The sequence below is a fragment of the Aequorivita marina genome, from assembly GCF_031631895.2.
Lineage (GTDB): Bacteria > Bacteroidota > Bacteroidia > Flavobacteriales > Flavobacteriaceae > Aequorivita > Aequorivita marina.
In genome coordinates, this window is record NZ_JAVMBW020000004.1 from 48,741 (window position 1) to 73,710 (window position 24,970).

23 protein-coding genes are annotated in these 24,970 nt (G+C 38.6%); 5 read left to right on the forward strand and 18 right to left on the reverse strand.

The genetic code is table 11. The annotated features are described in order from the left end of the window. Nucleotides 1-4 precede the first annotated feature (4 nt). Complete coding sequence (locus QPK98_RS07395; protein WP_310992491.1) at nucleotides 5-1,717, forward strand: SusD/RagB family nutrient-binding outer membrane lipoprotein; 1,713 nt, start codon at nucleotides 5-7, stop codon at nucleotides 1,715-1,717. A gap of 134 nt (nucleotides 1,718-1,851) precedes the next feature. Here the strand turns inward: QPK98_RS07395 and QPK98_RS07400 are convergent, their stop codons facing one another. The 8 genes from QPK98_RS07400 to QPK98_RS07435 all read right to left on the reverse strand — a co-directional run bounded on the left by QPK98_RS07400 (nucleotide 1,852) and on the right by QPK98_RS07435 (nucleotide 7,676). Next, entirely contained in the window at nucleotides 1,852-1,986 is a 135-nt protein-coding gene (locus QPK98_RS07400; RefSeq protein ID WP_310992492.1) for a hypothetical protein, read from the reverse strand. Between the two features lie 111 nt (nucleotides 1,987-2,097). Further along, a complete protein-coding gene (locus tag QPK98_RS07405) occupies nucleotides 2,098-3,060 on the reverse strand; it encodes a YpdA family putative bacillithiol disulfide reductase (RefSeq protein ID WP_310992494.1) in 963 nt (320 codons plus the stop codon). A 41-nt stretch (nucleotides 3,061-3,101) separates the two neighbouring features. Then, nucleotides 3,102-3,764: a ribulose-phosphate 3-epimerase gene (gene rpe / locus QPK98_RS07410; RefSeq protein ID WP_310992495.1), complete on the reverse strand. Its 663-nt coding sequence runs from the start codon at nucleotides 3,762-3,764 to the stop codon at nucleotides 3,102-3,104. Nucleotides 3,765-3,969: 205 nt separating this feature from the next. Beyond that, complete coding sequence (locus tag QPK98_RS07415) at nucleotides 3,970-4,833, reverse strand: sigma-70 family RNA polymerase sigma factor (RefSeq protein ID WP_310992497.1); 864 nt, start codon at nucleotides 4,831-4,833, stop codon at nucleotides 3,970-3,972. Between the two features lie 128 nt (nucleotides 4,834-4,961). Next, nucleotides 4,962-5,600, reverse strand: a complete 639-nt coding sequence (locus QPK98_RS07420; RefSeq protein ID WP_310992498.1) for a hypothetical protein — start codon at nucleotides 5,598-5,600, stop codon at nucleotides 4,962-4,964. Between the two features lie 11 nt (nucleotides 5,601-5,611). Beyond that, the gene (locus tag QPK98_RS07425) at nucleotides 5,612-6,148 is read right to left on the reverse strand and encodes an RNA polymerase sigma factor (protein ID WP_310992499.1); all 537 of its coding nucleotides are present in this window, start codon (nucleotides 6,146-6,148) and stop codon (nucleotides 5,612-5,614) included. A 92-nt stretch (nucleotides 6,149-6,240) separates the two neighbouring features. Then, a complete protein-coding gene (locus QPK98_RS07430; RefSeq protein WP_310992500.1) occupies nucleotides 6,241-6,633 on the reverse strand; it encodes a hypothetical protein in 393 nt (130 codons plus the stop codon). 11 nt (nucleotides 6,634-6,644) lie between these two features. After that, nucleotides 6,645-7,676: an FIDD domain-containing protein gene (locus QPK98_RS07435; protein WP_310992502.1), complete on the reverse strand. Its 1,032-nt coding sequence runs from the start codon at nucleotides 7,674-7,676 to the stop codon at nucleotides 6,645-6,647. Nucleotides 7,677-7,776: 100 nt separating this feature from the next. Between QPK98_RS07435 and QPK98_RS07440 the strand changes: the two genes are divergently transcribed. Next, nucleotides 7,777-8,325 (forward strand): hypothetical protein, encoded by a 549-nt coding sequence (locus QPK98_RS07440; RefSeq protein ID WP_310992503.1) that lies wholly within the window; start codon nucleotides 7,777-7,779, stop codon nucleotides 8,323-8,325. A 360-nt stretch (nucleotides 8,326-8,685) separates the two neighbouring features. Here QPK98_RS07440 and QPK98_RS07445 read toward each other — a convergent pair whose 3' ends face one another. The 8 genes from QPK98_RS07445 to tamL all read right to left on the reverse strand — a co-directional run bounded on the left by QPK98_RS07445 (nucleotide 8,686) and on the right by tamL (nucleotide 19,528). Continuing rightward, entirely contained in the window at nucleotides 8,686-9,885 is a 1,200-nt protein-coding gene (locus QPK98_RS07445) for a glutamate-5-semialdehyde dehydrogenase (protein ID WP_310992504.1), read from the reverse strand. A gap of 23 nt (nucleotides 9,886-9,908) precedes the next feature. Then, nucleotides 9,909-10,679 carry a glutamate 5-kinase gene (proB, locus tag QPK98_RS07450; RefSeq protein ID WP_310992505.1) on the reverse strand — a complete coding sequence of 257 codons (771 nt, stop codon included), beginning with the start codon at nucleotides 10,677-10,679 and terminating at the stop codon, nucleotides 9,909-9,911. Between the two features lie 20 nt (nucleotides 10,680-10,699). Next, nucleotides 10,700-11,500 carry a pyrroline-5-carboxylate reductase gene (gene proC, locus QPK98_RS07455; RefSeq protein WP_310992506.1) on the reverse strand — a complete coding sequence of 267 codons (801 nt, stop codon included), beginning with the start codon at nucleotides 11,498-11,500 and terminating at the stop codon, nucleotides 10,700-10,702. Nucleotides 11,501-11,872: 372 nt separating this feature from the next. Further along, on the reverse strand, nucleotides 11,873-14,095 hold the full coding sequence (locus tag QPK98_RS07460; RefSeq protein WP_310992508.1) for a polyribonucleotide nucleotidyltransferase: 2,223 nt from the start codon (nucleotides 14,093-14,095) through the stop codon (nucleotides 11,873-11,875). 235 nt (nucleotides 14,096-14,330) lie between these two features. Beyond that, nucleotides 14,331-14,600: a 30S ribosomal protein S15 gene (gene rpsO / locus QPK98_RS07465; RefSeq protein WP_310992509.1), complete on the reverse strand. Its 270-nt coding sequence runs from the start codon at nucleotides 14,598-14,600 to the stop codon at nucleotides 14,331-14,333. Between the two features lie 132 nt (nucleotides 14,601-14,732). Beyond that, the gene (accD, locus tag QPK98_RS07470) at nucleotides 14,733-15,599 is read right to left on the reverse strand and encodes an acetyl-CoA carboxylase, carboxyltransferase subunit beta (RefSeq protein WP_310992511.1); all 867 of its coding nucleotides are present in this window, start codon (nucleotides 15,597-15,599) and stop codon (nucleotides 14,733-14,735) included. A 191-nt stretch (nucleotides 15,600-15,790) separates the two neighbouring features. Beyond that, nucleotides 15,791-16,858: a class II fructose-bisphosphate aldolase gene (gene fbaA / locus QPK98_RS07475; protein ID WP_310992512.1), complete on the reverse strand. Its 1,068-nt coding sequence runs from the start codon at nucleotides 16,856-16,858 to the stop codon at nucleotides 15,791-15,793. 111 nt (nucleotides 16,859-16,969) lie between these two features. Continuing rightward, on the reverse strand, nucleotides 16,970-19,528 hold the full coding sequence (gene tamL, locus QPK98_RS07480; RefSeq protein WP_310992513.1) for a translocation and assembly module lipoprotein TamL: 2,559 nt from the start codon (nucleotides 19,526-19,528) through the stop codon (nucleotides 16,970-16,972). A gap of 180 nt (nucleotides 19,529-19,708) precedes the next feature. Between tamL and QPK98_RS07485 the strand changes: the two genes are divergently transcribed. After that, a complete protein-coding gene (locus QPK98_RS07485; RefSeq protein WP_310992514.1) occupies nucleotides 19,709-20,437 on the forward strand; it encodes a TrmH family RNA methyltransferase in 729 nt (242 codons plus the stop codon). Here the strand turns inward: QPK98_RS07485 and porT are convergent. Together porT and ubiE are read right to left on the reverse strand one after the other, a co-directional pair. Continuing rightward, nucleotides 20,424-21,152, reverse strand: coding sequence for a type IX secretion/gliding motility protein PorT/SprT (gene porT / locus QPK98_RS07490; protein ID WP_310992515.1), 729 nt, complete (start codon nucleotides 21,150-21,152; stop codon nucleotides 20,424-20,426). The genes QPK98_RS07485 and porT overlap by 14 nt on opposite strands. Nucleotides 21,153-21,155: 3 nt before the next feature. Continuing rightward, nucleotides 21,156-21,887, reverse strand: coding sequence for a bifunctional demethylmenaquinone methyltransferase/2-methoxy-6-polyprenyl-1,4-benzoquinol methylase UbiE (gene ubiE, locus QPK98_RS07495; protein ID WP_310992516.1), 732 nt, complete (start codon nucleotides 21,885-21,887; stop codon nucleotides 21,156-21,158). A 211-nt stretch (nucleotides 21,888-22,098) separates the two neighbouring features. Here ubiE and trkA point away from each other — a divergent pair, with 211 nt between their 5' ends. After that, a complete protein-coding gene (trkA, locus tag QPK98_RS07500) occupies nucleotides 22,099-23,448 on the forward strand; it encodes a Trk system potassium transporter TrkA (protein ID WP_310992517.1) in 1,350 nt (449 codons plus the stop codon). Continuing rightward, nucleotides 23,448-24,953 (forward strand): TrkH family potassium uptake protein, encoded by a 1,506-nt coding sequence (locus QPK98_RS07505; protein ID WP_310992519.1) that lies wholly within the window; start codon nucleotides 23,448-23,450, stop codon nucleotides 24,951-24,953. Before trkA ends, QPK98_RS07505 begins: the two co-directional genes overlap by 1 nt. Nucleotides 24,954-24,970: the final 17 nt, after the last annotated feature.

A 24,970-nucleotide genomic window follows, 5' to 3' on the forward strand; every position in this document is an offset into this window, starting at 1 on the left:
AAAAATGAAGAAACTGATAATAATTTTAACAGCGGCAGTATTTGCCGTCTCTTGTTCAGATCACTTAGAAGATTTGAATGAAAATATAAAAGACCCTTCAGAGGTTAGTGGAGAAAGTCTGTTCGCCTCCGCCCAAAAGCGGCTTGCAGACCAGATAACTACGCCAAACGTAAACCTAAACAACAATAGATTGTGGGTGCAGCACTGGCAGGAAACCACTTATCCTGATGAAAGTAACTATGATCAATCTACACGTGCAATCCCAGATAGACACTGGAGAGTTATGTACAGAGATGTTCTTAGAAATCTGAAAGAAGCACGCACCAATGTGACTAATACAGATTTTGATCTTACGAATGATTTGAAAGAGAATAAACTTGCCATTATTGAGGTCTTGAGTGTCTATGCTTGGTCTAACTTGGTTGAGACTTACGGAGATATTCCTTATACCGAAGCATTGGATATTGATAATCTTTTGCCAAAGTATGATGATGGTCAAACTGTTTATAAAGATTTGCTTGATCGTTTAACCGCAGCAATTAATTCTATGGATACCAGTAAAGGTAGTTTTAATGGAGCTGAAGACCTAGTTTATGCTGGTGATGTAGCTTCTTGGAAGAAGTTTGCAAATACCCTTAAACTAAGAATGGGAATTGTCTTGGCTGATGTTGATCCAGGAGCTTCTAAAACTGCGGTTGAATCTGCGTTTACTTCTGGAGTTTTCACTAGCAATGCCGACGATGCAGGATATATGTATACTGCTGCACCAAATGGAAATCCGGTAAATGATAACTTGGTACTTAGTAATCGTAATGATTATGTAGCAGGTAAGACGCTAATTCAGGATATGAATGATATTTTAGATCCTAGAAGAGATGCTTATTTTGACGGAAAAGTTCTTTTTAACTTTAGTTTTGATCCAGAAGATCCCGATGTAGGGCATCCAGTGGGAGGTGTTTCCACCTCAGGCACTGTAACAACTATTTCTTTTGATAGAGACTTAGATCATCTTCCAGCTATAGGTGATGAAATCTATCTTCAAGTAGAAGATGGAGAACCTGTTTTATTGGGTACTGCAATCGGCTATACTGCTAATACAATTGAAATTGATAACATTCAAGCGTCAGTTGATGTTGGTGACGGAATTGCAATTAACTCTTTTGTGGGTGGTATTATCGGGAAACAAAATGTTTATTCAAGATATAGCCATGTAACACCCAACATTTTGGGTGGAGATTACCCAGGTTGGTTATTGACTTATAAGGAAGCCGAATTCTTGTTGGCCGAGGCGGCTGCAAGAGGTTATAGTGTAGGCGGCGACGCCGAGAGTCACTATGATGCTGGTATTACTGCTTCTTTTGATTTCTGGGGTGTTGGCGATGTGGCTGATTATCTAGCTAAGCCTGAAGTAGATTATACTACTGCTCTTGGTAATAGTACTGCTGCTACACCATGGAAAGAAGTTATCGGCACTCAGGCGTGGTTAGCATTGTACAATAGAACCTTTGCTCCATACCTAACTATAAGACGTTTGGACTATCCAATCATGATTGAGCCTTTAAAAGCCGAATCTGGTTATCCTGTACGTTATACGTATCCGGTGTCTGAAATCAACCTTAATCCTTCTAATTATGAAGCCGCTGCCAGTGCAATAGGTGGTGATGAAACAGAAACTAGACTATTCTGGGATAAATTTGATAATACTTGGGGCTTTTAATATAAGGCTTTAAGAACATATATTTAACTAAAAACCCTGGCCTTGGCCGGGGTTTTTTTATTGCGTTGAACTTTACCAACGTAAATCAGATTATTGACAGGATGTTTTTTGGAATGTTTTGTTGCTTTTGGGCTTTAAAGAAATGCTTTGTTACTGTGGGTTTGTAAGGCTTTCTTAAAACTGGCATTGATACTATTGTAAATGACTTTAGCCTTATCGTCCTGGGTTTTAAGCCAAGAGTAACGCCAAAACCCTTTAGTGGTTGTCATGCTTATCGCTCTGGATTTTATCCCAGCGGTAACGGAATGCTTCCAAACATGGGCTTTAGTCCCATAGCTTCCTTTTCCCCGTGTAGGGATTACTACAGCAGCTTCAAAAACCTAAAGCTTACTTATAGCTTCAACAATAATCTTAGCATGAATCCTGGAGTTTTCTATAAACCATTTATGGGTCTCAGTACCACCACAAATTACACCGGCCAAGTAGAGTCCGGCTACATTAGTTTCCATGGTCTTGGGGTTGTATTCGGGAAGTTTTAAATGATCTGAAGATATAGTAACGCCCAACTTCAATAAAAAGTCAAAATTTGGTCTATAGCCAGTTAGGGCAATAACAAAGTCGTTTTGCAAGGTTTGTTTCCCATTTGGCGTATTTATTAATACCTCGGTAGCTGTTATTTCTTCTATTGTTGAATTAAAAAAAGCTTTTATACTGCCTTCCTTAATTCGGTTTTCAATATCTGGCTTTACCCAGTATTTAACCCGTTCGCCAATTTCAGGACCGCGAACAAGCATGGTTACATCGCCTCCCTTGCGCCAAATTTCCAGCGCGGCATCTACAGAAGAGTTGCTTGCACCTACCACAACAACCTTTTGCATGACAAACGGATGCGCTTCCTTGTAGTAGTGCATTACTTTGGGCAGTTCTTCGCCTTTTACGTTCATATAATTCGGGATGTCATAAAATCCCGTGCTTACAATTACGTTTTTAGCGGTGTAGTTATTTTTATCAGATTTAACTTTGAAGTGGTTCTCTGATTTTTCAACAGAATTGATGGTTTCGTATAGATTTATTTCAAGCGCATTTGAAGTCGCCACGCGTCTATAATATTCCAAAGCTTCATTTCTCGTAGGCTTTGGATTGTTGCTGATAAAGGGAATACCGTCGATTTCCAGTTTTTCCGAAGTAGAAAAAAACGTCATGTTTAACGGATAATTGTACAAGGAGTTGGTAAGGGTTCCTTTTTCAACGACAATATAATCCAGTCCTTTCTTTTTACATTCTAGGGCACAGGCAATCCCAATAGGCCCTGCGCCAATAATTAAAACATCTTTAGTTGTCATTCCGAGCGTAGCGAAGGAATCTCATGAATTCCATCTAAATTTTATTTAGTTGTCATTTCCTTTAAACCGTGAATTGTTTTTGTGGGGTCGCTTGCTCCAAAAACGTAACTACCGGCAACAAGCACATCAGCACCGGCTTCCACAAGTTGTTTCGCGTTTTTGTTGGTTACGCCACCGTCTATTTCTATTTTGGTGGATGCGCCATTGGTTTCTATTATTTTTCGCAACTGCTTTACTTTTTTATAAGTGTTCTCAATAAAACTTTGTCCGCCAAATCCAGGATTTACACTCATAATGCAGACCATATCAATATCATTGATGGTATCTTCAAGCAAGGCCACATTGGTGTGCGGATTAAGGGCAACTCCGGCTTGCATCCCTTCAGCTTTAATGGCTTGAAGCGTTCGGTGTAAGTGGGTGCAGGCTTCGTAATGTACGGTAAGTATATTAGTCCCTAAAGCGGCAAAGGCTTTAATATAGCGGTCTGGATCTATAATCATTAAATGCACGTCCAAGGGTTTATTAGCGTGGGCAGCAATGCTTTTTATTACAGGCATTCCGAAGGAAATGTTCGGAACAAACACACCATCCATCACATCTAGATGAAACCAGTCTGCGTCACTGTTGTTTATCATTTCAATATCTCTTTGAAGGTTTGCGAAATCTGCAGCGAGTATTGAAGGGGCAATAATTGTGTTGCTCATTTTTGAATGTTTTTGCAAAGATAAATATAAGTAGGGACAACTCGTGAGTTGCCCGCATAGATAATTAAGAAAATGGCGGGGTCGACTCGCGAGTCGCCCGTACATATGTGGATTTGAAATTTGAAAGAAAAAACCTCCGGTAATCAGCCGGAGGTCATTTATTAATCAAAATCTCATACTGTCGTTAACGGTATGGAAACTTAGGCTATCCCAAATATGTCATTAATATTTTGCTTCGCGAGGTATGCTTTAATCTTCTTATTGCTTTTTCTTTAATTTGGCGCACGCGTTCACGGGTAAGGTCAAAGGTTTCGCCTATTTCCTCCAAAGTCATTGGTTGATGATCGCCAAGCCCAAAATACAGGCGAATTACGTCTGCCTCGCGCGGGGTTAGGGTTTCTAAAGCACGTTCAATTTCGGTTCTAAGCGATTCGTGTAACAATGCGCGATCTGGGTTTGGACTTTCCCCACTGCGTAAAACATCGTATAGGTTGCTGTCTTCCCCTTCAATAAGCGGGGCATCCATTGACACATGACGACCTGAGTTTTTCATGGATTCTTTTACATCCTTAATGGTCATATCCAGTTCCTTTGCTATTTCTTCTGCAGAAGGTGGACGCTCTTTAGATTGCTCTAGAAAAGCATACATCTTATTGATTTTGTTGATGCTTCCAATCTTGTTCAATGGCAAACGAACAATACGCGACTGTTCTGCCAATGCCTGTAAAATAGATTGGCGAATCCACCAAACGGCATACGAGATAAATTTAAACCCGCGGGTTTCGTCAAAACGTTGCGCAGCTTTAATAAGACCGAGGTTTCCTTCATTAATAAGGTCGGGTAGGGTAAGGCCTTGGTTTTGGTATTGCTTTGCCACCGAAACAACGAATCGTAGGTTGGCCTTTGCCAATTTTTCTAAAGCAAGATGATCGCCCGCTTTAATGCGTTGTGCCAATTCTACCTCTTCTTCTGCGGTAATTAGGTCAACTTTACCAATTTCTTGAAGGTATTTGTCTAATGAAGCAGTTTCCCTGTTTGTAACCTGCTTTGTAATTTTAAGTTGTCTCATTTAAGGTTTGTCCTGTAGATTAAGGTTTAAACTTGTGTATGGGGTTATACGTAAAAGACAGTAAAAAGGTTACAAAAAGTTTTAAGTTTATTTTACTAAGTTTGACCTTATTGGATAGAATTTGAAGGTTAAGGGTTGGTAGAATCAGTTTTAGACGAAGATAAAGTGTCTATTTTCTTGGGCTGTTCAGCAATTAAACTATCAATTTTACTTTTTTCAGTTGTGGTAATAGTTTTGCCACTCTGGCTGTCGTAGTAATAGTAGGTCGTTGAAACGATAAAACTGTCCGTTTCAATATTTTCTTTCGTTGTTCGTGCTTCTGACTTATCTTCAGAACTTTCACTCTGAAATGATGGCTTGCTTTTAGAGTTTGCTGCTTTTTCGTTATATTTTTTTGAGTCGGTTAATATTTCATTCCCAGTTGGTCTTTCTGAAGCCTCGTTTATAATTTTAGATGATTCCATAGTATCAATGGCTGCTTCTGATTTTTTAGAAGCGGATTCAGTTACAACTGGTATAAGATTAGTTTTAGGGGTATTATTATTTTGCTTGTGACCATCTTTTTCCAATGGCGTTTGCGTGTTGTAAATTAGAAGAAATACCATTGTGCAAACCAAACCTGCTGCTACAAGCCAAGCATATAGCGTTCTTTTTTTTCTGGCTTCTTTTGCATCTAATGATGTGTTCAGTTTTTCCCAAACGCTTTCCTTGGGTTTCTTCTCTCCTTTTTTCAATTTAGACTCAAAAATTTTTCCTACATCTTTCATGTGTTCTATCTTTATTGGGTAACGCGACTGTGCATCTTTTCTAATTTAGTGCGTAAAGCTAACTTTGCGCGGTGGTAGTTTGATTTTGACGTGCCTTCCGAAATATTTAAAAGCGCGGCAATTTCTTGATGTGAAAAGCCGTCCATTTGATACAGGTTAAATACCAGCCTATATTGGTCTGGCAATTCTTGGATGAGTTTTAGCAGTTGAACTATGGAAATGTCTATATCCGTTTCAGTTTCAACTGTACCTTCAAGAATATCATCATTGATTTCAATATTTATTAGTTTTTTTGCCTTGTATTTATCTATGGCCTTATAAATGGCTATGCGTTTCATCCAACCTTCAAAAGAGCCCTTGTTTTTATACGTTTTTATTTTTTGAAAAATAGTGATAAAAGTATCGTGTAGGTTATCCTCGGCGTCGGCTTCATTTCTACAGTATTTTAAGGAAATAAAGAATAGGGAATCCTTATACTTCCGGAACAATTCATTTTGAGCTGCTCTGTCGTTTTTTATGCATTTTTTTATGAGGCTTTCTATTTTCAAATAGTTTTATTTGTTAGAATTTTCTAATTGGACTCGCAGTTTTACAATGCACGTCAAAAATCATAAGTTGTAGGGTATCTTAATCTAGATTATCAATATAAATCTATTACAATATCTGCGGAGCATGCAGGCACTCCATCTGATGTAGCACCATATCCAATTATTGTATCGCTAACAAAACCTTTTTCTATTCTAAATTTTGCTGTTGGAGAATTTTCTCCTTCCACCAACGTAATTGAACCACCCACAACTACCCAACTATAAATAGAACTCTCGAAATTGCTGGTATAGGTTACAGAAATAATATCACCAGGCCTTGCCTGAATGGGACCTTCTGCACAGCATTCGGTATATAACATTTTGCCCATCCCACTTTCACAATTGTTTTGCAAGGGAGGTTCAAGTGCTTTATCGTTGTCATCATTTGAACACGAGAAGAATGTGAGGGCAGAAAATAGTATAATACTATAAATATTGATTTTCATAATGATAGGGTTTAACAGTTAATGGCTTTTAAAATTATTGGTAAGGTAGTTATCAATTCTCCAGTAGTTACATCATCAAATCTAACATATATAACTTGCGGGTTCACGCTGTTTTCATACATTAAATTAACAATGGGATTGGTTCCGGCAAGCATATCATCATAGGTTTCATAATAACTTGTAGCCACGTTTGTGGAATCATCAATACCTGTGATTGGAAAAAAACATTCAAAGTAACTTTCTAAGCTGAAGACTGCTGTTCCAGATCCTTTTTCGATCTCACATTCTTCAAAAAGAAAATTGTTGCAAGGTTCATCACAGCCTTTTACCAGTAGGAAAGTGTCCGTTCCATTTTTAATTTGCATTTGAGAATCGTCAAAACTGACTACGGTCCAATCAAAATTCCAGTGGTCACTGACTTCTTGGTCGCCTGTAAGAAAAATATTTAAATGTAATTTGTCTTCTATAAAATAGGTAACCCAAGTGCCTAGGTATGAATTATCGTCAAAATACAAACCCACATTTCCACTATTACTTACATCAAAATAGGCGTCTTGATATTGCGAATTTGGACCGTTCTGATGGTCTACTTTCCAAATGCAGGAGGCTTCTGTTAGAATATTGTTGCAAGTTGTAATGGTATCTGCGTATAGACATTGGTCTATTGCTTCTTTTAATTCTTCGTTATTATTGATTTCATAAGTTTCGCCGTTATCTAAAACACTGGTTATAGGGTAACTTAGACTAATTGATTTTCCTTCTTCCAGCGTTTCCAAAAAATCACTGAATGCGGCATCACTAGTTATAACTTGATAACCAAAAATATCCATGTTCTCATCATAGATTACCAAGGTAAAGGCGTAGTTAAAATCGATACAGGTAATGTCGTTTTGAAAATCGTTTCCCGCCGCTCGCTCAATAAGATGGTATAGCTCTGAATCTACTGGAATAACCATGGAAGGGTCAGCTTTACTTACGGGCTCATTTTCACAGGCATATATAAATGGTATCAGAATAAGAATAAAATAGCGCAGCGTTTTCATGGCAGTTTGTTTTAAGTTCTTTCCCTATAGTCTGAAAATTTTAAAAAGGTTGCGTTAAGTTTTAATTCATTATCTTTAATTAAGATTAATAAGTACTATAATGAAGAGTCTAAAAATTATAATCTTAAGGTTAGCACTTTTGCTGGTGGCACTTCCAATGCTATCGCAAGAGGTAGATGATACGGCCAAATTATCATATCGGGCTTTTTCTATAAGTCCTGTAGGGTTTTACGTTGGTAGCGATGCCGGTTATGCTTTTAATGCGGATATTGGTTTTGTTTACCAGGGAAATATTTTTGCTTTGGATTTTGGAGCCGGCTCTGCATTATCTGTTTTTGGTCCTGGTGATGACTACATTCAAGCCAATATTCTATACGGAAGAAGCTTTAAATTAAACAAGACCATATTTACCGATGTTTTTATTGGAGCAGGGTATTTTCATTTCAATACATATGGCGTGATAGATACATCTACGCGGCGTAGAGGTGAAATAGACAAAAAAACGCTTGGTTTTCCACTAGGGGCAAAACTGCAGTTTAGATTGGGGCCGCGCTATTCCATGGGTGTTAGAATAGGAACCAATATAAACTCCGCGGAGAGCATTGGCACCCTCGGGCTGCTCCTGCAATGGAACAGTAAAAAGGATTAAATAATTCTGTAGGCAAGAAAAAAACGTCTTCGTTCCGAGTTTCGGAAATGAAGACGCTTTATGATTGATACTAGCCCATCTGGAGCATATTTAATTGAAAGCAAAAAGAGGTTTTTATCTTTGACAAAGTTGCTTTACTCCTAAACAATTGTTTGATATAAAATGCTGTTTAGAAGTTGTCATATTACTTGTTAAACTTTGTCAAAGTTGAGTGCAAAATAAAACGCCTTCACCCAAAATGTTGGAAATGAAGACGTTTTAATGACTTGTATTATACTTTTAGACGGTCAATTTGAAAAGGATATATATTCGCTATCGAACTCAATCCTATGCCATAGATCTTTCCGTCTTATGTCAACTTTATACTCTCACGTGCCCATCGCCATACACATAGTATTTATTGGTAACCAACTGCTTTAAGCCCAAAGGCCCGCGGTGGTGCAATTTATCTGTACTTATGGCAAGTTCTGCGCCTACGCCCATTTGGCCACCATCGGTAAAGCGGGTTGAGGCATTGTGATAAACGGCTGCACTGTCAATATTTTCCATAAAGTAGCCTGCCTTTTCCGAATTCTCTGTAAGGATAACAGTAGAATGGCCGCCACTGAACTTGTTTATTTTTGAAATGGCTTCATCTATATTTTCAACAGCACCAAGTACAATTTTCATGGCTAGAAACTCTTCATACCAAGTATCTTCATCTTTAATTTCTTCAGAAGAAGTAAGCGTCTTCTTTACTTCAGCATCAACTAAAACATTCACTTTTGCCGTAGTTAGAACTTCTTTTAGTTCTTTCAACTTCGCTTCGTAATTTGGAATCTTTTTATCGATCAAAACTTTGTCCAAGGCGTTACAACCTGAAATTTTATCAGTCTTCGCATTTATAATTACTTGAAGTGTTTTTTTCCAATCGGCATCTTCAGCTACATACAAAAAGTTGTTTCCGCGGCCACTGACCAAGACGGCGCAACTAGCATGTTCTTTAACAAACTGAATTAAGCGTTCGCCACCACGCGGAACAATCAAATCAATTGGTTGGTTTGGGTTTTTCAAAAATGCTTGGGTTTCCTCACGATTGAGCTCTAGCATTTCAATCCAATCTTTTTCAAGACCGTTTTCCTGTAAGGCTTCGTGCCAGAATTTTACCAAGATTTTATTACTGTTGTATGCTTCTTTTCCACCTTTAAGTAGAATCTTATTGTTTGCTTTAAAAGCAACTACTGCGGCTTCAATGGTAACATCGGGTCTAGATTCATAAATAATCATAATGGTACCAAAAGGCGCTGTTTTGTTGATTATTTTTAGACCGCTATCCAATTCGCTACTGCTAATCTCTCTATTTACGGGATCTGCTTGATCTCTAACTTCTGAAATAGCTTTAATCATTCCATCAACTTTTTCGTCGTCAACAACTAATCGGTCGTAGAGGGCTTGGTCGTCTCTGTTAAAAGCCTCCAAATCTTCCTTATTGGCTTGCAGTAAGTCTTTACGTTTTTTGTCAATGATGGTCATCATTGACGATAAAACTTTATTTTTTAAATCTTTATCTATCAACTTCATATTCTTTTCGTTTTAATTATTAATTATGCGTAAAATTTTGTTCCTAAGTCCTTTCCGGCCAATACATCAACGATAACGTTTTTCTTTTTTCCGTTAGCGATATAGGTAGGAATGTCTTTTCTAGCCGTTTCCTTGGCAATTTTTAATTTAGACTCCATACCTCCGCGGCCTTCACCTTCACCTTTTTCGGAAGCTTGAACGTATTGCTCCACTTCTTCCTCATGGTGAACATTACTCAGTTTTTCAGAGTCTTCATCATCTGGATGGCCTGTGTAAAGCCCGTTGGTATCAGTTAAGATTACCAAAGCGTCAGCGTCTATCAGCTCTGCCACTAGGCTTGCCAATTCGTCATTATCACTAAACATAGACATAGTTAATGATACTGCATCGTCTTCATTGGCTATTGGTACAATACCTTCTGCAAGCAGTCCCTCATAACAGTTAATCATGTTTTCACGATGTTTTCCAGGGGCGAAATCACGTTTTGTCGCCAAAATTTGTGCGCAGCGCATTCCGTGATCGTGGAAAAGACTGTAGTAATGCCGCATCATTCTTGGTTGACCCACTGAGGAATAAATCTGTCTTCTGGTGGCATCGTCTTTCGCAATGCACTCCCCCAAAACTTCCATTCCAGCAATGGCAGATCCTGATGAGACGAGTACTGGAGCGTATCCGTCTTCATATAATGCCGCAATTTGTCGCACCAATTCGTTGAGAATGGGGCCTACAATACGGTTGTCCTTATTGGTCATAACGTTGGTTCCTACTTTTATAACCACTCGTTTTTCCTTCATATCTTTTTGTTCTTGATTTTTTACTTTCCTAATTCTGTTGCTCTATTAAAAGCTGCATAGGCAGCCTCTTTTATTAATTCGTTTACGTTGTTATCTTTCATGGAGTCTAGGGCAGCACGCGTTGTACCTCCTTTAGAAGCCACCATTTCCATCCAACTGTTTGGAGATAAATCTGATTCATTAAATAGTTTTACCGCTCCCTCAAAAGTTTGAGCTACCAATATTTTTGAGTCGTTGGAAGAGAAGCCCATTTTTAATGCAGCTTCCATCATGGACTGCATAAAATAGAAAACATAAGCCGGTCCGCTACCAGATATTCCTGTAGAGGCATTGATAAAGTTTTCATTTTCTACGTGAATGGCCTCGCCAGTTGTATCTAAAAGATTACGAACCATTAACAACTCCACACGCGTTACTTCTTTTGCTTCTGTAAATGAGGTCATTCCCAAGCCAACTTTGGCGGGTAGGTTAGGCATTGCGCGTACAACCTTTTTAACCTGCAAGCCATCTTGAATTGCCTCAATAGTTACGCCAGCCATTAATGAGATAAATAGTTGGTCTGGATTAACCATCTCTTTCATACTTTCAAACAAGTCTTCGCTGTGGTAGGGTTTTACCGCAACAAAAACTACATCTGCCTTTGGAAGACAATCTTCCAGCTTCTCAAAGACATCAAAACTTGGGTTTTCGCTTAAGCTTGATATTTTTTCTGCGGAAACATCGTAGATCATTAAGTTTCTACGGTTGAGTAAGGGAGACTCCGCCATTCCTTCGGCGTATGTTAATCCCATGTTTCCTGCACCAATTACTAATACTTTCATTTGTTTACTATATTTTAAATATTAAAAAATCAAATGGAACATCCCTTTTAATTATTGAACCATTTGAATAAATAATTGGTTTTTGGATGTTTCATAATTTACTTTTTCAGTTATGGTCTAGAGGATGCAAGTATTATGCGAGAGACTGGTCTGTTTCGTTATATGCCGAAATAATAGCCTGTTAGCCTACTGATAGAAGTGGCTAAGCCCATTATTATAAAAATTTTGTTAAAAGCTTGCCAAGGTGACATTTCTGCGGATTTTGTCCTGTTTCGGCAATTATGGCATAAAAAAACGCCTTCTCCCAAAAAATCGGGTTGAAGGCGTCTTATAGTATTCTTAATTTAAATTCCGATAGCTATCGGAGCCAAATTAATCTCTCTTTCTATCTCTATTGCGATTGTCGCGGCCACGATTGTCACGACTTCCACCACTTCGGATATTGTCACGCGGTGCGCGTTCTTTAAAACCTTCTGGCTTTGGCAATAAGGCTTTTCTAGAAACTTTATCTTTTTTCGTTCTAGAATCGAAGCCCATGAATTTAATATCAAAAACATCGCCCATGTTTACTACATCGCTTACGTTTTCGGTACGTTCCCATGCAAGTTCACTAACGTGTAAAAGCGTTTCGTTTCCTGGCGCTTCCATATATTCCACAACGGCACCAAAGTCAAGCATTTTAATTACTTTAACTTCATAAGCGCTTCCAACTTGTGGTTTAAAGGTAATAGAATCAATTTTTGCCATAACGGCATCAATTCCTTCTTGACCCGTACCTAAAATTTCTACAATGCCTTCTTCGGTTTCAGGATCTTCGTTGATAACGATAGTACATCCAGTCTCCTTTTGAAGCTCTTGAATTACTTTTCCACCTGGTCCAATCAAGGCGCCAATGAATTCATTAGCAATACGAACAGTTACCATTTTAGGGGCGTAAGGCTTAACATCTTCGCGAGGTGCTTCAATAGCATCAGTCAATTTCCCAAGAATGTGCAATCTTCCATCTCTTGCTTGGTTTAAAGCGTTTACAAGAATTTCGTAACCCAATCCTTTCACTTTAATATCCATCTGGCAAGCGGTAATACCATCTGCCGTTCCGGTTACTTTAAAGTCCATATCTCCTAGGTGATCTTCATCTCCTAAAATATCAGATAGTACTGCGTATTTTCCGCTTTCACCATCAGAAATTAATCCCATTGCAATCCCAGAAACTGGTTTTTTCATTTGTACACCTGCATCCATCATCGCCATAGTTCCTGCACAAACAGTTGCCATAGATGAAGAACCGTTAGATTCTAAAACCTCAGAAACCACACGTACTGTGTAAGGGCAATCTTCTGGCACCATACCTTTAAGTGCACGTTGTGCTAAGTTACCATGACCTACCTCACGACGTGATGTTCCACGAATTGGTCTAGCTTCTCCGGTACAAAATGGAGGGAAGTTATAATGAAGGTAGAATGTTTCTTCTCCTTCATACGAAGGCATATCTATTTGGTTTGCTTCTCTTGAAGTTCCCAATGTTACGGTTGCAAGCGCTTGAGTTTCTCCACGTGTAAATATAGAAGAACCGTGAACAGATGGTAAATAATCAATTTCACACCAGATAGGGCGAATTTCATCTGTTTTTCTTCCGTCTAAACGCAAGCCATCATTCAAGGTAAGATCACGAACGGCATCTTTTTCTGCTTGACGATAATATTTTGAAACTAAATCGCCGAAATCTTCTAATTCTTCTTCAGAAAAAGTTTCCTTGATTTCGTCTTTAATAGCGGCGAAAGCCTCAGTTCGTTCGTGTTTTGCAGAAGCAGACTGTGCCACGGCATACACTTTATCATACGCCATGTCGTGGACTTTCTTTTTCAAGTCTTCATCTTCGCGCTCTCCTTCATACTCACGAACTTCTTTTCGTCCAACGGCATCGGCCAATCTAAGTTGGGCCTCACATTGTTTTTTAATGTGTTCGTGGGCAAATTGAATGGCTTCCAGCATTTCTTCTTCTGAAATTTCTTTCATTTCACCTTCAACCATCATAACGGAATCCATAGAAGCTCCAATCACCATGTCAATGTCAGACTCGTCTAATTGCGCACGTGAAGGGTTGATTACGAATTCGCCATTTACACGTCCTACTCTGGCTTCAGAGATAGCACATTCAAAAGGAAAATCTGATAGTTGAATAGCTGCTGAAGCTGCCAAACCTGCCATAGCATCTGGCATAACATCGTCATCATGGCTCATTAACTGAATCATAACTTGTGTTTCGGCATGATAATCTGCTGGGAAAAGTGGACGTAGTACACGATCTACCAAACGCATGGTCAATACTTCGCCGTCGCTTGGTCTAGCTTCTCTTTTAAAGAAACCGCCTGGATAACGACCTGCAGCTGCAAATTTTTCGCGGTAATCTACAGTTAAGGGAAGGAAGGGTAGGTCTTTTTGTTCGTAATTTGAAACTACGGTACAAAGCAACATACAGTTTCCGGATTGTACAACAACAGAGCCATGGGCTTGTTTTGCTAATTTTCCGGTTTCGATGGAGATTTCTCTGCCATCACCTAGGTCTATGACCTCTTTAAATACTTTAGGTATCATTTGTTTTTCATTTAATGCTTCACCATCCTTACCTTAAATAAAATAGGCATTAGGTGTAAACATGTTAATATTTGGTCAACAATCGATGATCGATTGAAGTGTTGTTGTGTTGTTGTGGTTTGACCAATGAAAAACTAAGGGGGTAGCTTTCTTTATAAAATTTTCGATATCTCGAAAAGTATCCTCGAACAGGTTCGGGGATAAAAAAAAGGGGCGTTTTTCGCCCCCTTTATTCTTACTTACGTAATTTTAATTCTTTAACGATAGCACGGTACCGAAGAATATCTTTTTTCATTAGATAATCTAATAGTGAACGTCTTTTCCCTACTAGCATAACCAAAGAACGCTCTGTGTTAAAGTCCTTTTGGTTTGTTTTTAGGTGTTTGGTTAAATGCTCAATTCGGTAGGTAAACAAAGCGATCTGTCCTTCAGCAGAACCAGTGTCGGTCTTTGATTTCCCGTGTTTTTCAAAAATTTTTTCTTTTGTTTCTTGTGATAAATACATGCCAATATTGTTAAAATGATTTTTATGTATTGACTACTCCTGACAGCTTCAGGATCGTAATCAAGGCCGCAAAGATAAAAAAAGAAATCTGTTTTAAGTCTTTGGGATCCAGTTTTTTTAGGTCCTTACAATTTATGCTGTTTTCTCGCGTAGCTTTCTATTTAAGGTGAGGTCTAAATACAAGTTTATCTTCTTCTTTAGATCGCGTCTATGGGTAATAAAGTCTAGAAAACCGTGTTCTAAAACAAACTCCGCAGTTTGGAAACCTTCCGGAAGTTCTTTCCCTGTAGTGTCGCGCACAACACGAGGTCCTGCAAAGCCAATTAATGCTCCAGGCTCACTAATGTTAATATCGCCAAGCATGGCAAAAGAAGCTGTAGTTCCGCCTGTTGTTGGGTCTGTGGCCAATGAAATGTAAGGGATTCCAGCATCACCTAATTGGGCCAGTTTCACACTAGTTTTGGCAAGTTGCATTAAAGAGAGAGCAGACTCCATCATTCTGGCGCCACCACTTTTTGATATTATAACAAGTGGAATCTTCTTTTTAAGAGCGTAGTCTGCAGCGCGAACAATTTTTTCGCCCACAACACTACCCATGGAGCCACCAATAAAACTGAAATCCATACAGGCAACTACAAGATCTGCCCCTTGCGATTTTCCTACAGCACAGCGAATGGCGTCTTTTAAACCGGTTTTATCTTGGGCTTGTTTAAGGCGGTCCTTATATTTCTTTTTGTCTTCAAAATTTAAAGTGTCTTTTGAGCTGAGGTTTTTATCAAGCTCCTTAAACTTATTGTCGTCAAAAAGAATTTCAAAATATTCCTTACTGCCTATTCGCACGTGATAACCGTCTTCAGGACTCACGTAAAAGTTTTCTTCCAGTTCTTCACTGTCCACAACTTTTCCCGTTGGCGATTTGTACCACAATCCTTTTGGGACGTCCTTTTTCTCTTCCGTAGGGGTTTGAATTCCTTTTTTTGTTCTTTTAAACCAAGGCATAATTTAGTTGTATGTTATGAGTTAGAGTTATGAGCCAGATGATAAAAATACAATTTAATTTTTTCAAGGCTCTATTCTCAATTCTCAGTTGGTTGTTTATTATTCTAAGTTTATGTTCTTCTTTTTATAAATACAAGAAAAACATAATTATTTCAATCTACTCCTTTTTCTTTTAGGGGGTAGGGGCAAGGCTATAGTGTATTTACGTTATTCAAGTCTTTAAAAGCTTGCTCTAGCCTCGTTTTAAGTGTTAATTCACCTTCGCGAAGCCATTTTCTAGGGTCGTAATACTTTTTGTTGGGTATATCGTCGCCCTCTGGATTCCCGATTTGAGTTTTTAAATACTCAACCTTTGTTGTTATATAATCGCGAACGCCTTCGGTAAATGCAAATTGCATATCGGTGTCAAGATTCATCTTTATTACACCATAACCTATTGCTTCTCGAATTTCTTCTAAAGAAGAGCCGCTTCCGCCATGGAAAACAAAATCTACTGGATTTGCGCCAGTATCGAATTTTTTCTGAACATATTCCTGAGAGTTTTTCAGAATTATAGGTGTCAATTTTACATTGCCGGGCTTGTAAACGCCATGAACATTTCCGAAGGCTGCTGCAATGGTAAATTGATCGCTAATTTTTGAAAGTTCTTCATATGCATAAGCAACCTCATCGGGCTGGGTGTATAGTTTTGAAGAATCTACATCGGTATTATCCACACCGTCTTCTTCGCCACCAGTAATTCCCAATTCAATTTCTAAGGTCATTCCTATTTTGCTCATACGCTCTAAATAGGTTTTGGAAATTGCTATATTCTCTTCAATAGGCTCTTCGGAAAGATCTATCATGTGCGAGCTGTAGAGTGATTTCCCTGTTTCCTTATAGAATTTTTCACCCTCATCTAGCAAGCCGTCAATCCAGGGCAGTAACTTTTTGGCGCAGTGGTCTGTGTGAAGAATAACCGTTGCTCCGTATAATTCAGCAAGTTCATGGATGTGTTTGGCGCCTGCAACAGCTCCAGCAATAGCAGCCTTTTCGTTTGTGTTTGAAAGCCCTTTTCCGGCGTTAAACTGCGCGCCTCCATTTGAAAATTGAATAATTACGGGTGCATTTAATGCTGCCGCGGTTTCCATAACGGTATTCATGCTATCTGAACCTACAACGTTAATTGCAGGCATGGCAAAGCCTTTTTCCTTGGCGTATTGATGTATTTTTTGAACTTCTTTTCCGGTAGCTACACCCGGTTTAATTCCGTGGCTCATAGTTTTTTATATAAAATATTAATCGATAAAATAACAACTTTGAATCTGCTCTTAGTCTTAGATTTTCGGTCATTATATTTTCAATAAACAAAAATAACAATTTTTAATGGTTTAAAAAGGATAGTTGATACCGATGTTATAAACCGCTTTTGAGAAGTTATAGTCTTTAAACCAGCGTTCGCCTTTGGGGTTTCCTGGGTTATGTGTTTTAAATCCAACATCAAAACGAAATACAAAAAAACCAAAATCGTATCGTAGTCCAAGGCCAGAGGCTACGGCAATTTCTTTTAAGTCTTTCAGTCCCTCAAATTTAAACGCGGGGCTTTTAACATCGTCCAAAACGTTCCAAATGTTCCCAGCATCTACGAAAAAAGCACCTTTTAAATCGCCTAAAATAGTGTATCTGTATTCGGCATTAAAGGCAAGTTTAAAGTTGGCATCGTTAAAGTCTAAAACACTGCCGCTGCTTCCGGGGCCAAGGTCGTATGCTCGCCACCCACGGTTATCGTTGGTTCCGCCGGCAAAATAACTTCTGGTGAATGGAATGCTATTGCTGTTTCCATAAGGAATGGCAATACCGCCAAAAGCGCGAAATGCAAAAATATTGCTCTCGTCCAAATCCCAGTGTTTTATGTATTCTGCATCTGCTTTAATGTATTGGGAGTAAACTACGCCAAAAGTATTGTAATTGCCATTGCTGTTCTTTTTGATTCCTGCCAAACTCGCGATTCCCGAAAGTAAATTTCCGGCAGATTCAAGTTTTAAGCGGATTCGTGAAAAATTATTGTCGTTAATGTTTTCGCGCGTATCCCGGGTTAAGGTAATGTTGGTTGCAAAAATAAGGTTGTTTTCACTAAGGCGAATCTGGCGTTCACGTATGCTTTGTACTTCTTGATACAAATCTGGACCGGCACTTAGCTCTCCGTTTAATACATCAGACATAAAAACTTCTGTTTCATCTGGAATCTCCAAACTTGGATTGTTTGATGGATTGTTAAAGTCATAGCCTAAATCTTCGGCTATTTCATTTAATCGAGAATACGAGCTTTTGTAAACATTGAAATAGTTTTCACTGTTTAAATTACGAACGTATTGCAGGTTCAGTAAATCCAGCTGATAGGTGAAAATTCGGGAAGGCTTCCAACTATAACTAAAGATTCCGTTGGCCGATTGCCGGTCTAAACCAATGTTGTTTTGGGCGCTAAGGCCGAAACTAGCACTGGTAGATGGTGACATATATTTAGGTATAAGCTTTTCGGTGTTTAAGGGGAAAATAATTCGCGGAAAAGTCAATTTTACATCGGCTCCAAATTCCGAGATGTTAAAAAACTTGCTTTCGCTATCTGCCGCATCCTTAGAGGAGCCTAGACTTCCACGCCCGGAAACTTCAAGTATTTCGGCACTGCGGAAGATGTTTCTAAAAATCATATTTCCACTAAAACTTATACCAAACTGCTGAATGGTAGAGGTGTAGGCGTCAAAATCTGCTCCCACCGTAAATCGGTCGCGTGGGCTAAGCAAAATAGTTGCGTCAAGCTTGGTGTGGCTGGTATCGCTAACGGCTTCAGTATAATTAATATTGGGATATTTGAATATCCGCAAATCACTAATTTGGTTATAAGTAAGCCTTCTGTCAATATCCCGATAAATTTTGCCGGGAATAATGGCAATAGCATCTGTAATGGCTTTTGGGCGAAAACGCATTTTTCCGTAGCTAAACAGCTTATAGCCTTTATAGCTTAATGAATCCTGAAATTTTTTGTTGCGATTTTCATAGGAAAAGTCTGTAACGATCCTAACCTCATCAATTTTATGAACCTTAAAGGGAAGCGTAGCTGTGCTGTCGCCTTGGTTTACCTTTCTATTAGCAATTTTATAGGTAATATTGGCTTTGTGGTTTGTGTTGACTGTATCAGCTTCAAAACCAACATAATCCTGTTCAAAATGAAATAGGCCTGAGTTTCTAAATTGAATGGTAAGCCTGTCGCGTTCATTGACAAAATCATTGGCGCTATATTGCTTCCCCGGAATGATAAACGTATTGTTCTTCCGAAGCTGGAACAACGAATCTACAATAGGCGAACTGATTTTTTCAATAATAGTGTCGCCTACAACATAAGGTTTATTTCGCGATACCATATAGGTAACCTGCGCTCTTTTCTTCTTTTTAGCACTGGTATCAATTTTATGGTTTACTTCATCATTAAAATAACCATAGCTGGCATACCAGCGCTTTAATCGATCTTTTGATTTTTCAATTTTATCGTCTGATATAATAACAGGAGCATCGCCAGATTTCTGAAGCCATTTGTTGAGGCCCACATAGCTACTGTCAATTTGATCTACCTGCTTTTTTGAAAGAAACCGAATGAGGCGTTCTTCGCGTTTGGGCTTTTTATGAAGCCATTTGTAATAGGTAGAGTCGGGTTGTGGGTCGGCAAGATTATAGATGTGAAGCCCCAGCGGGAGGTTAATAAGCGGAATTGCAGGATTAGGTTTTTGTGCAAGCTGACTGTAAACTCCGGCGTCTTTAATTTTTACGCTATCTACTAAAATAGTGTTTTCTGTAAGTAGAAATTTGCCTTCCGGTACACGTTTTACAGCATTACACGAAAAAAATAGGGCAACTAATACTATAATTAGTGATATTTTTGTGAGATCGCTCTTCAAGTTTACAAATTTATTGGAGGTGTCATGTGCTAATTTTTTGGCTTTAATTCCCGATACATTCAATTTGAGCCAAAGTCTATCCGGAAAATTTAAAAATGATAATTTTAGATTGTAAATTCAAGATTTTTCCGAATTAGTTTATAACAATACAATTTTATTCAAGTTCAAAAATACTATATTTTGGTCAGCAAAAGTCAAACAAAATTAATAACGAGCCTTAAACAGAAAAAGTACCGAAATCAATTGGGGCTTTTTGTAGCAGAAGGCCCTAAGGTTATTGCCGAATTACGGAATGAAGGTTTAAAGCTCCATTGGCTATTCAGTACAGATGCTTCTTTGGTTACCGCAGGAAATCACTTTGCGGTTACGGAGCAGGAACTCAATAAAATTAGCTTTTTAAAAACTGCAAATACCGCCTTGGCAGTTTTTGAGATTCCCCAAAGTAAGCCATTGGGAAATACAGGCTTGGTCTTAGTTTTAGATGCCTTGCGGGATCCCGGAAACCTCGGAACTATTATTAGGTTATGCGATTGGTTTGGCGTTCAAGACCTGGTGTGCTCCCAGGATACGGCAGACTGTTTTAATCCAAAAGTGGTGCAGGCAACTATGGGCTCACTGGCGCGTGTTAACATACATTACCAAGAACTTTCAAGTTACCTAAATAACACTGAACTACCAGTTTTTGGCGGTTGTATGGATGGGGAGAATATTTACACAAAGGCCCTTCCAAAAGATGGGATTGTAGTTATGGGAAATGAGGGCAATGGCATTTCGGAAGAAATACTTCAGAAAATAACGCATAAGGTAAGTATTCCGCGCTTTGGAAAGGTTCAAAAAACCGAAAGCCTTAATGTGGCTACAGCCGCTGCTATACTTTTAAGTGAATTTAGAAGATCTATTGAAACGTAAAGTTAACAAATATTCCGCGTGTAGATAGCTTGTCAATATTCCCGGTCCATTGACTATTGGGGTCTTCATCGGGTACCAACTCATCGCCAAGACCAAATACGCCCCGAATGGAGGGAGTGAATTTAAAGAAGTACAGGTAAAAATCTATTCCGAAGCCAATTTCATAATTAAAGGCACTGGCTTTCATCCTAAACCTTCCTTCACTGTTATCTTCTGGGTTTTTTTCGTTACTCGCCAAGTTTAAAGATGTAGAAACCCCACCAACAACAAAAGGTTTTACATTATTTAAACGTTTGGTAGAGAATTTGACCAACAGCGGCATATGTATATAAGTAGATTTTACTTCCCGAAGATAATCTTTAGGCTCTTCAATACCGGGAAAAGTAAGATCACGTTGATTAAAGATCAAGCCGGGTTCAAACCGTAGATTGATGTGTTTATGCAGGCGTAAATCTGCAATTAAGCCTACGTTAAATCCAAGTTCACTTTCCACAAGAATATCGGTCTCTGCCTCGCCCATATATTCCTTGTAATCAAACTTAAAAGCATAACTATTAAACCCCATAAAATAACCCCACGAAAAAAGCCTGTTGTCTAAACTTCCCTTTCCGCCTGTAGCGTCATTGGATAGTCGTTCTTTGGTAAACCATTTCTTCTGCGCTTGAATGGAGGAAGTAGCCAATAGTAAGGCCAATAAAAAAAATAATTTTTTCATAGCTTATTTAGTCGCGTTATATATGGTTGCCACGCCAAAAGTTTGAGGTTTGCTTTTCACTTTATTAAACCCAATTTTACGTAAAATATTGTTGAGTTTTTCACCATGTGGAAAAACAGATGCGCTTTCGCTTAAATATTTATAGGCTACCTTATCTTTTGAAAATAACTTGCCTACTAAGGGTAAGATTGTCTTTGAATACAAATGATAGCCTTGCTTAAAGGGGAATTTAGCCGGAACGGATGTCTCTAAAATTACAAAAACACCATCTTTTTTTAATACGCGTAGAATTTCTGAAAGTCCTTTTTCCAGGTTTTCAAAATTGCGAATTCCAAAAGAAACGGTAATCGCATCAAAGCTGTTGTCATTAAACGGCAATGCTTCAGAATCTCCTTGAATAAATTCAATTTTCTTTGAAATAGGCTTATCTGAAATTTTTTTTCTGGCTACCGAAAGCATTCCGTCAGAAAGATCTAGACCAACAATTTGTTCTGCTGAGGTTTTCTCAGCAAACTGAATGGCAAGATCTCCGGTGCCGGTTGCAATGTCTAAAACACTTTGTGGTTTGGTTGCAGCAACCATTTTAATGACCTTTTTTCGCCATTTTATATCGGAGCCTAAAGAGATTACACGGTTTAAACCATCGTAGTTTTCCGAAATAGTGTCGAACATCTGTTCTACCTGTTTCTTCTTTCCTTCAGCGGAGTCTTTATAAGGGGTTATTTTCTTTTTCATAAATTATGCTCGCAAAATTACATATTTTTTAGTAGGTGTTACTAACTTTGTCGCAGTTATAATATTCACAAGTTTTAATTTTCAAAAATTAACTATTCCTTATTACGTGGCTTTTAATTACTTACCTTTGCTGCTGTATTTAAGTATTACGAACACGCTTTTGTGTAAAGCTTTGGAAGATATACGTAAAAAATACTAAACTTTAATCTCCATGAAGATTATCATTGCTGGAGCTGGAGAAGTGGGGTTCCATCTTGCGAAACTGCTCTCCTTCGAATCTTTAAACATTACCTTAATAGACCCTGATAGAGAGGCCTTGGCCAATGCAGATACCCATTTGGATATTCGCGTTATTAAAGGAGATGCAACTTCAATTTCTGTTTTAAAAGATGCTCGCATTGATGAAACCGATCTGGTTATTGCGGTAACCTCTAGCGAGACCACGAACATTACGGTTTGTGTTCTTGCAAAACAACTGGGGGCAAAACGGACCATTGCAAGGGTTTCTAATACTGAATTTATTGAAAATAAAGAGGAAGCAGGCTTTACGAAGTTTGGTATTGACGAGCTTATATCGCCACAAGCCTTAGCTTCTGATGAAATTCAACTGCTCCTAAATCAAAACGCATTCAATGAAAGTTATGAGTTTGAGAATGGCGCCCTTATGATGGTGGGCTTGAGTCTTTCCCGAACCTCCGCTTTTGTGGGCAAATCTGTTAAGGAAATTGCCAGGATTTACCCAGATTTAAAATACATGCCAATTGCCATTCAGCGCTTTGGAACCCAATACACCATTATTCCGAGAGGGGATACGCAATTTAAAGAAGGGGATCAGGTTTATTTTACCACTGTAAAAAACGGTGATGAACAGATTTTTAAACTTTCTGGAAAAAGCAAGCAGGATATTAAGAATGTAATGATTCTTGGTGGAAGTAAAATAGGCTATAAAACAGGCAAAGGCTTGTGCAAACGTCATTTTAAGGTAAAACTTATTGAAAGTAATAAGGATAGGGCATTTGAAATAGCAGATGAAATTCCTGAGTGTCTAGTAATAAATGGCGACGGAAGAAATGTAAATTTGTTAATGGAAGAGTCTCTCCCTGAAATGGACGCATTTATAGCGGTTACGGGAAATAGCGAGACCAATATCATGTCTTGTTTGGTCGCAAAATCAAAAGGGGTGAAAAAGGCAATTGCCTTGGTAGAGAATATGGACTATTTTCAGCTTTCCCAATCTATAGGCATTGATACGCTAATCAATAAAAAGCTCTTGGCTGCCAATAATATCTTCCGCTATATTCGAAAAGGAAATGTGGTTGCCATGACCAAACTCAACAATATGAACGCCGAGCTTTTGGAGTTTCTAGTATCTTCTAACGCCAAGGTATGCAATAAAAAAATCAAGGATTTAAACCTTCCTGTTTCTGCTATAATTGGCGGTATTGTAAGGGGTAATACGGGAGTAATTGCCCTAGGTGATTTTAAAATACAAGCTGGCGATAAAGTAGTGGTATGCTGTCTGCCGCAATCTATTGGCAAGATGGAAAAACTCTTTACCTGATGAACACACTATCAAAGCTCAATTACCAGATTATTTCGCATATAATGGGGCTTTTGCTTATGGTAAACGGTGGGTTTATGCTACTTGCGGCTCTAGTTAGTTGGTATTATAATGACGGGGTGCTTCAGGAGATGTTGCTGGCAGGAGCGGTAGCCTTAGTTATAGGTGGCATTACCATGTTCTATACCAAAAACCACCGAAAAGAGGTTGAAAAGAGAGAGGGTTATATAATTGTAGCCTTCGGGTGGATATTTATGGCACTTATTGGCACCTTACCCTATATTTTTACGGGCGCTATCCCAAGATTTACTGATGCCTTTTTTGAAACAATGAGTGGTTTTACTACTACGGGCGCCACAATTTTAACGGATATTGAGAGCATGCCTCGTGGTATTCTTTTCTGGCGAAGTATAACGCATTGGATAGGTGGGATGGGGATTATTGTCTTGGCAATTGCAATTTTACCATTACTGGGAATTGGGGGAATGCAACTTTTTGCCGCTGAAGCACCAGGCCCTGGAGGCGATAAACTACATCCGCGAATTACCGATACTGCAAAGCGATTATGGCTTATATACGTTGGCTATACCTTAGCTGAAACTATCTTGCTTAAAATAGCTGGGATGAGTTTTTTTGATGCTGTAAACCATTCCTTATCAACATTAAGTACAGGTGGGTTTTCAACAAAAAATGCAAGCCTTGCCTATTGGAATGATACCCCAATGATACAATATATTATTATTGTATTTATGTTTTTGGCAGGAAGTAACTTTGTGCTGAGCTATTTTGCCTTTAAAACAAAATTTCAGAAAATTTTTCAAGATGAGGAATTTAAGCTTTATACCGTTTTCGTAATTGGGCTTAGTACTATTGCGGCCTTACTAATATATTTTCAGGCAGATACCACACTTTCTTCCATTGATTACCCAATGGTTTGGGGCCCCTTTGAAAGCGCCGTTCGCCAAAGTTTATTTCAGGTGCTTACCATTATTACAACAACAGGTTTTATATCTGCCGACTATACCTTGTGGACTCCCTTTTTGACTATATTCTTTTTTGGAATGATGTTTTTGGGAGGTTGTGCGGGCTCAACTTCTGGTGGAATTAAGATTATGCGCCACCTAATAATGATAAAGAATGGTACTTTAGAGTTTAAAAGAACCTTGCATCCCAATGCTATTCTACCGGTTCGGTATAATAAAAAAGCAGTGCCGCAACCTATAGTTTTTAATATCTTGGGCTTTTTTATTCTCTATATGTTGTCTTTTATAATTGGGGTCTTGGTTTTTTCTTGGTTAGGACTCGACTTTAAAACAGCCCTTGGCGGAGCAGCATCAACGCTAGGGAATATTGGTCCAGCTCTGGGTAACTTGGGGCCTGTTGACAATTATGCAGCTTTACCCGCCGCCGCAAAATGGTGGTCCAGTTTCTTGATGCTTATCGGAAGGCTGGAATTGTTTACGGTTCTTATCTTGTTAACGCCATTTTTCTGGAGAAATAGATAAATTTAAATTTTAGAATT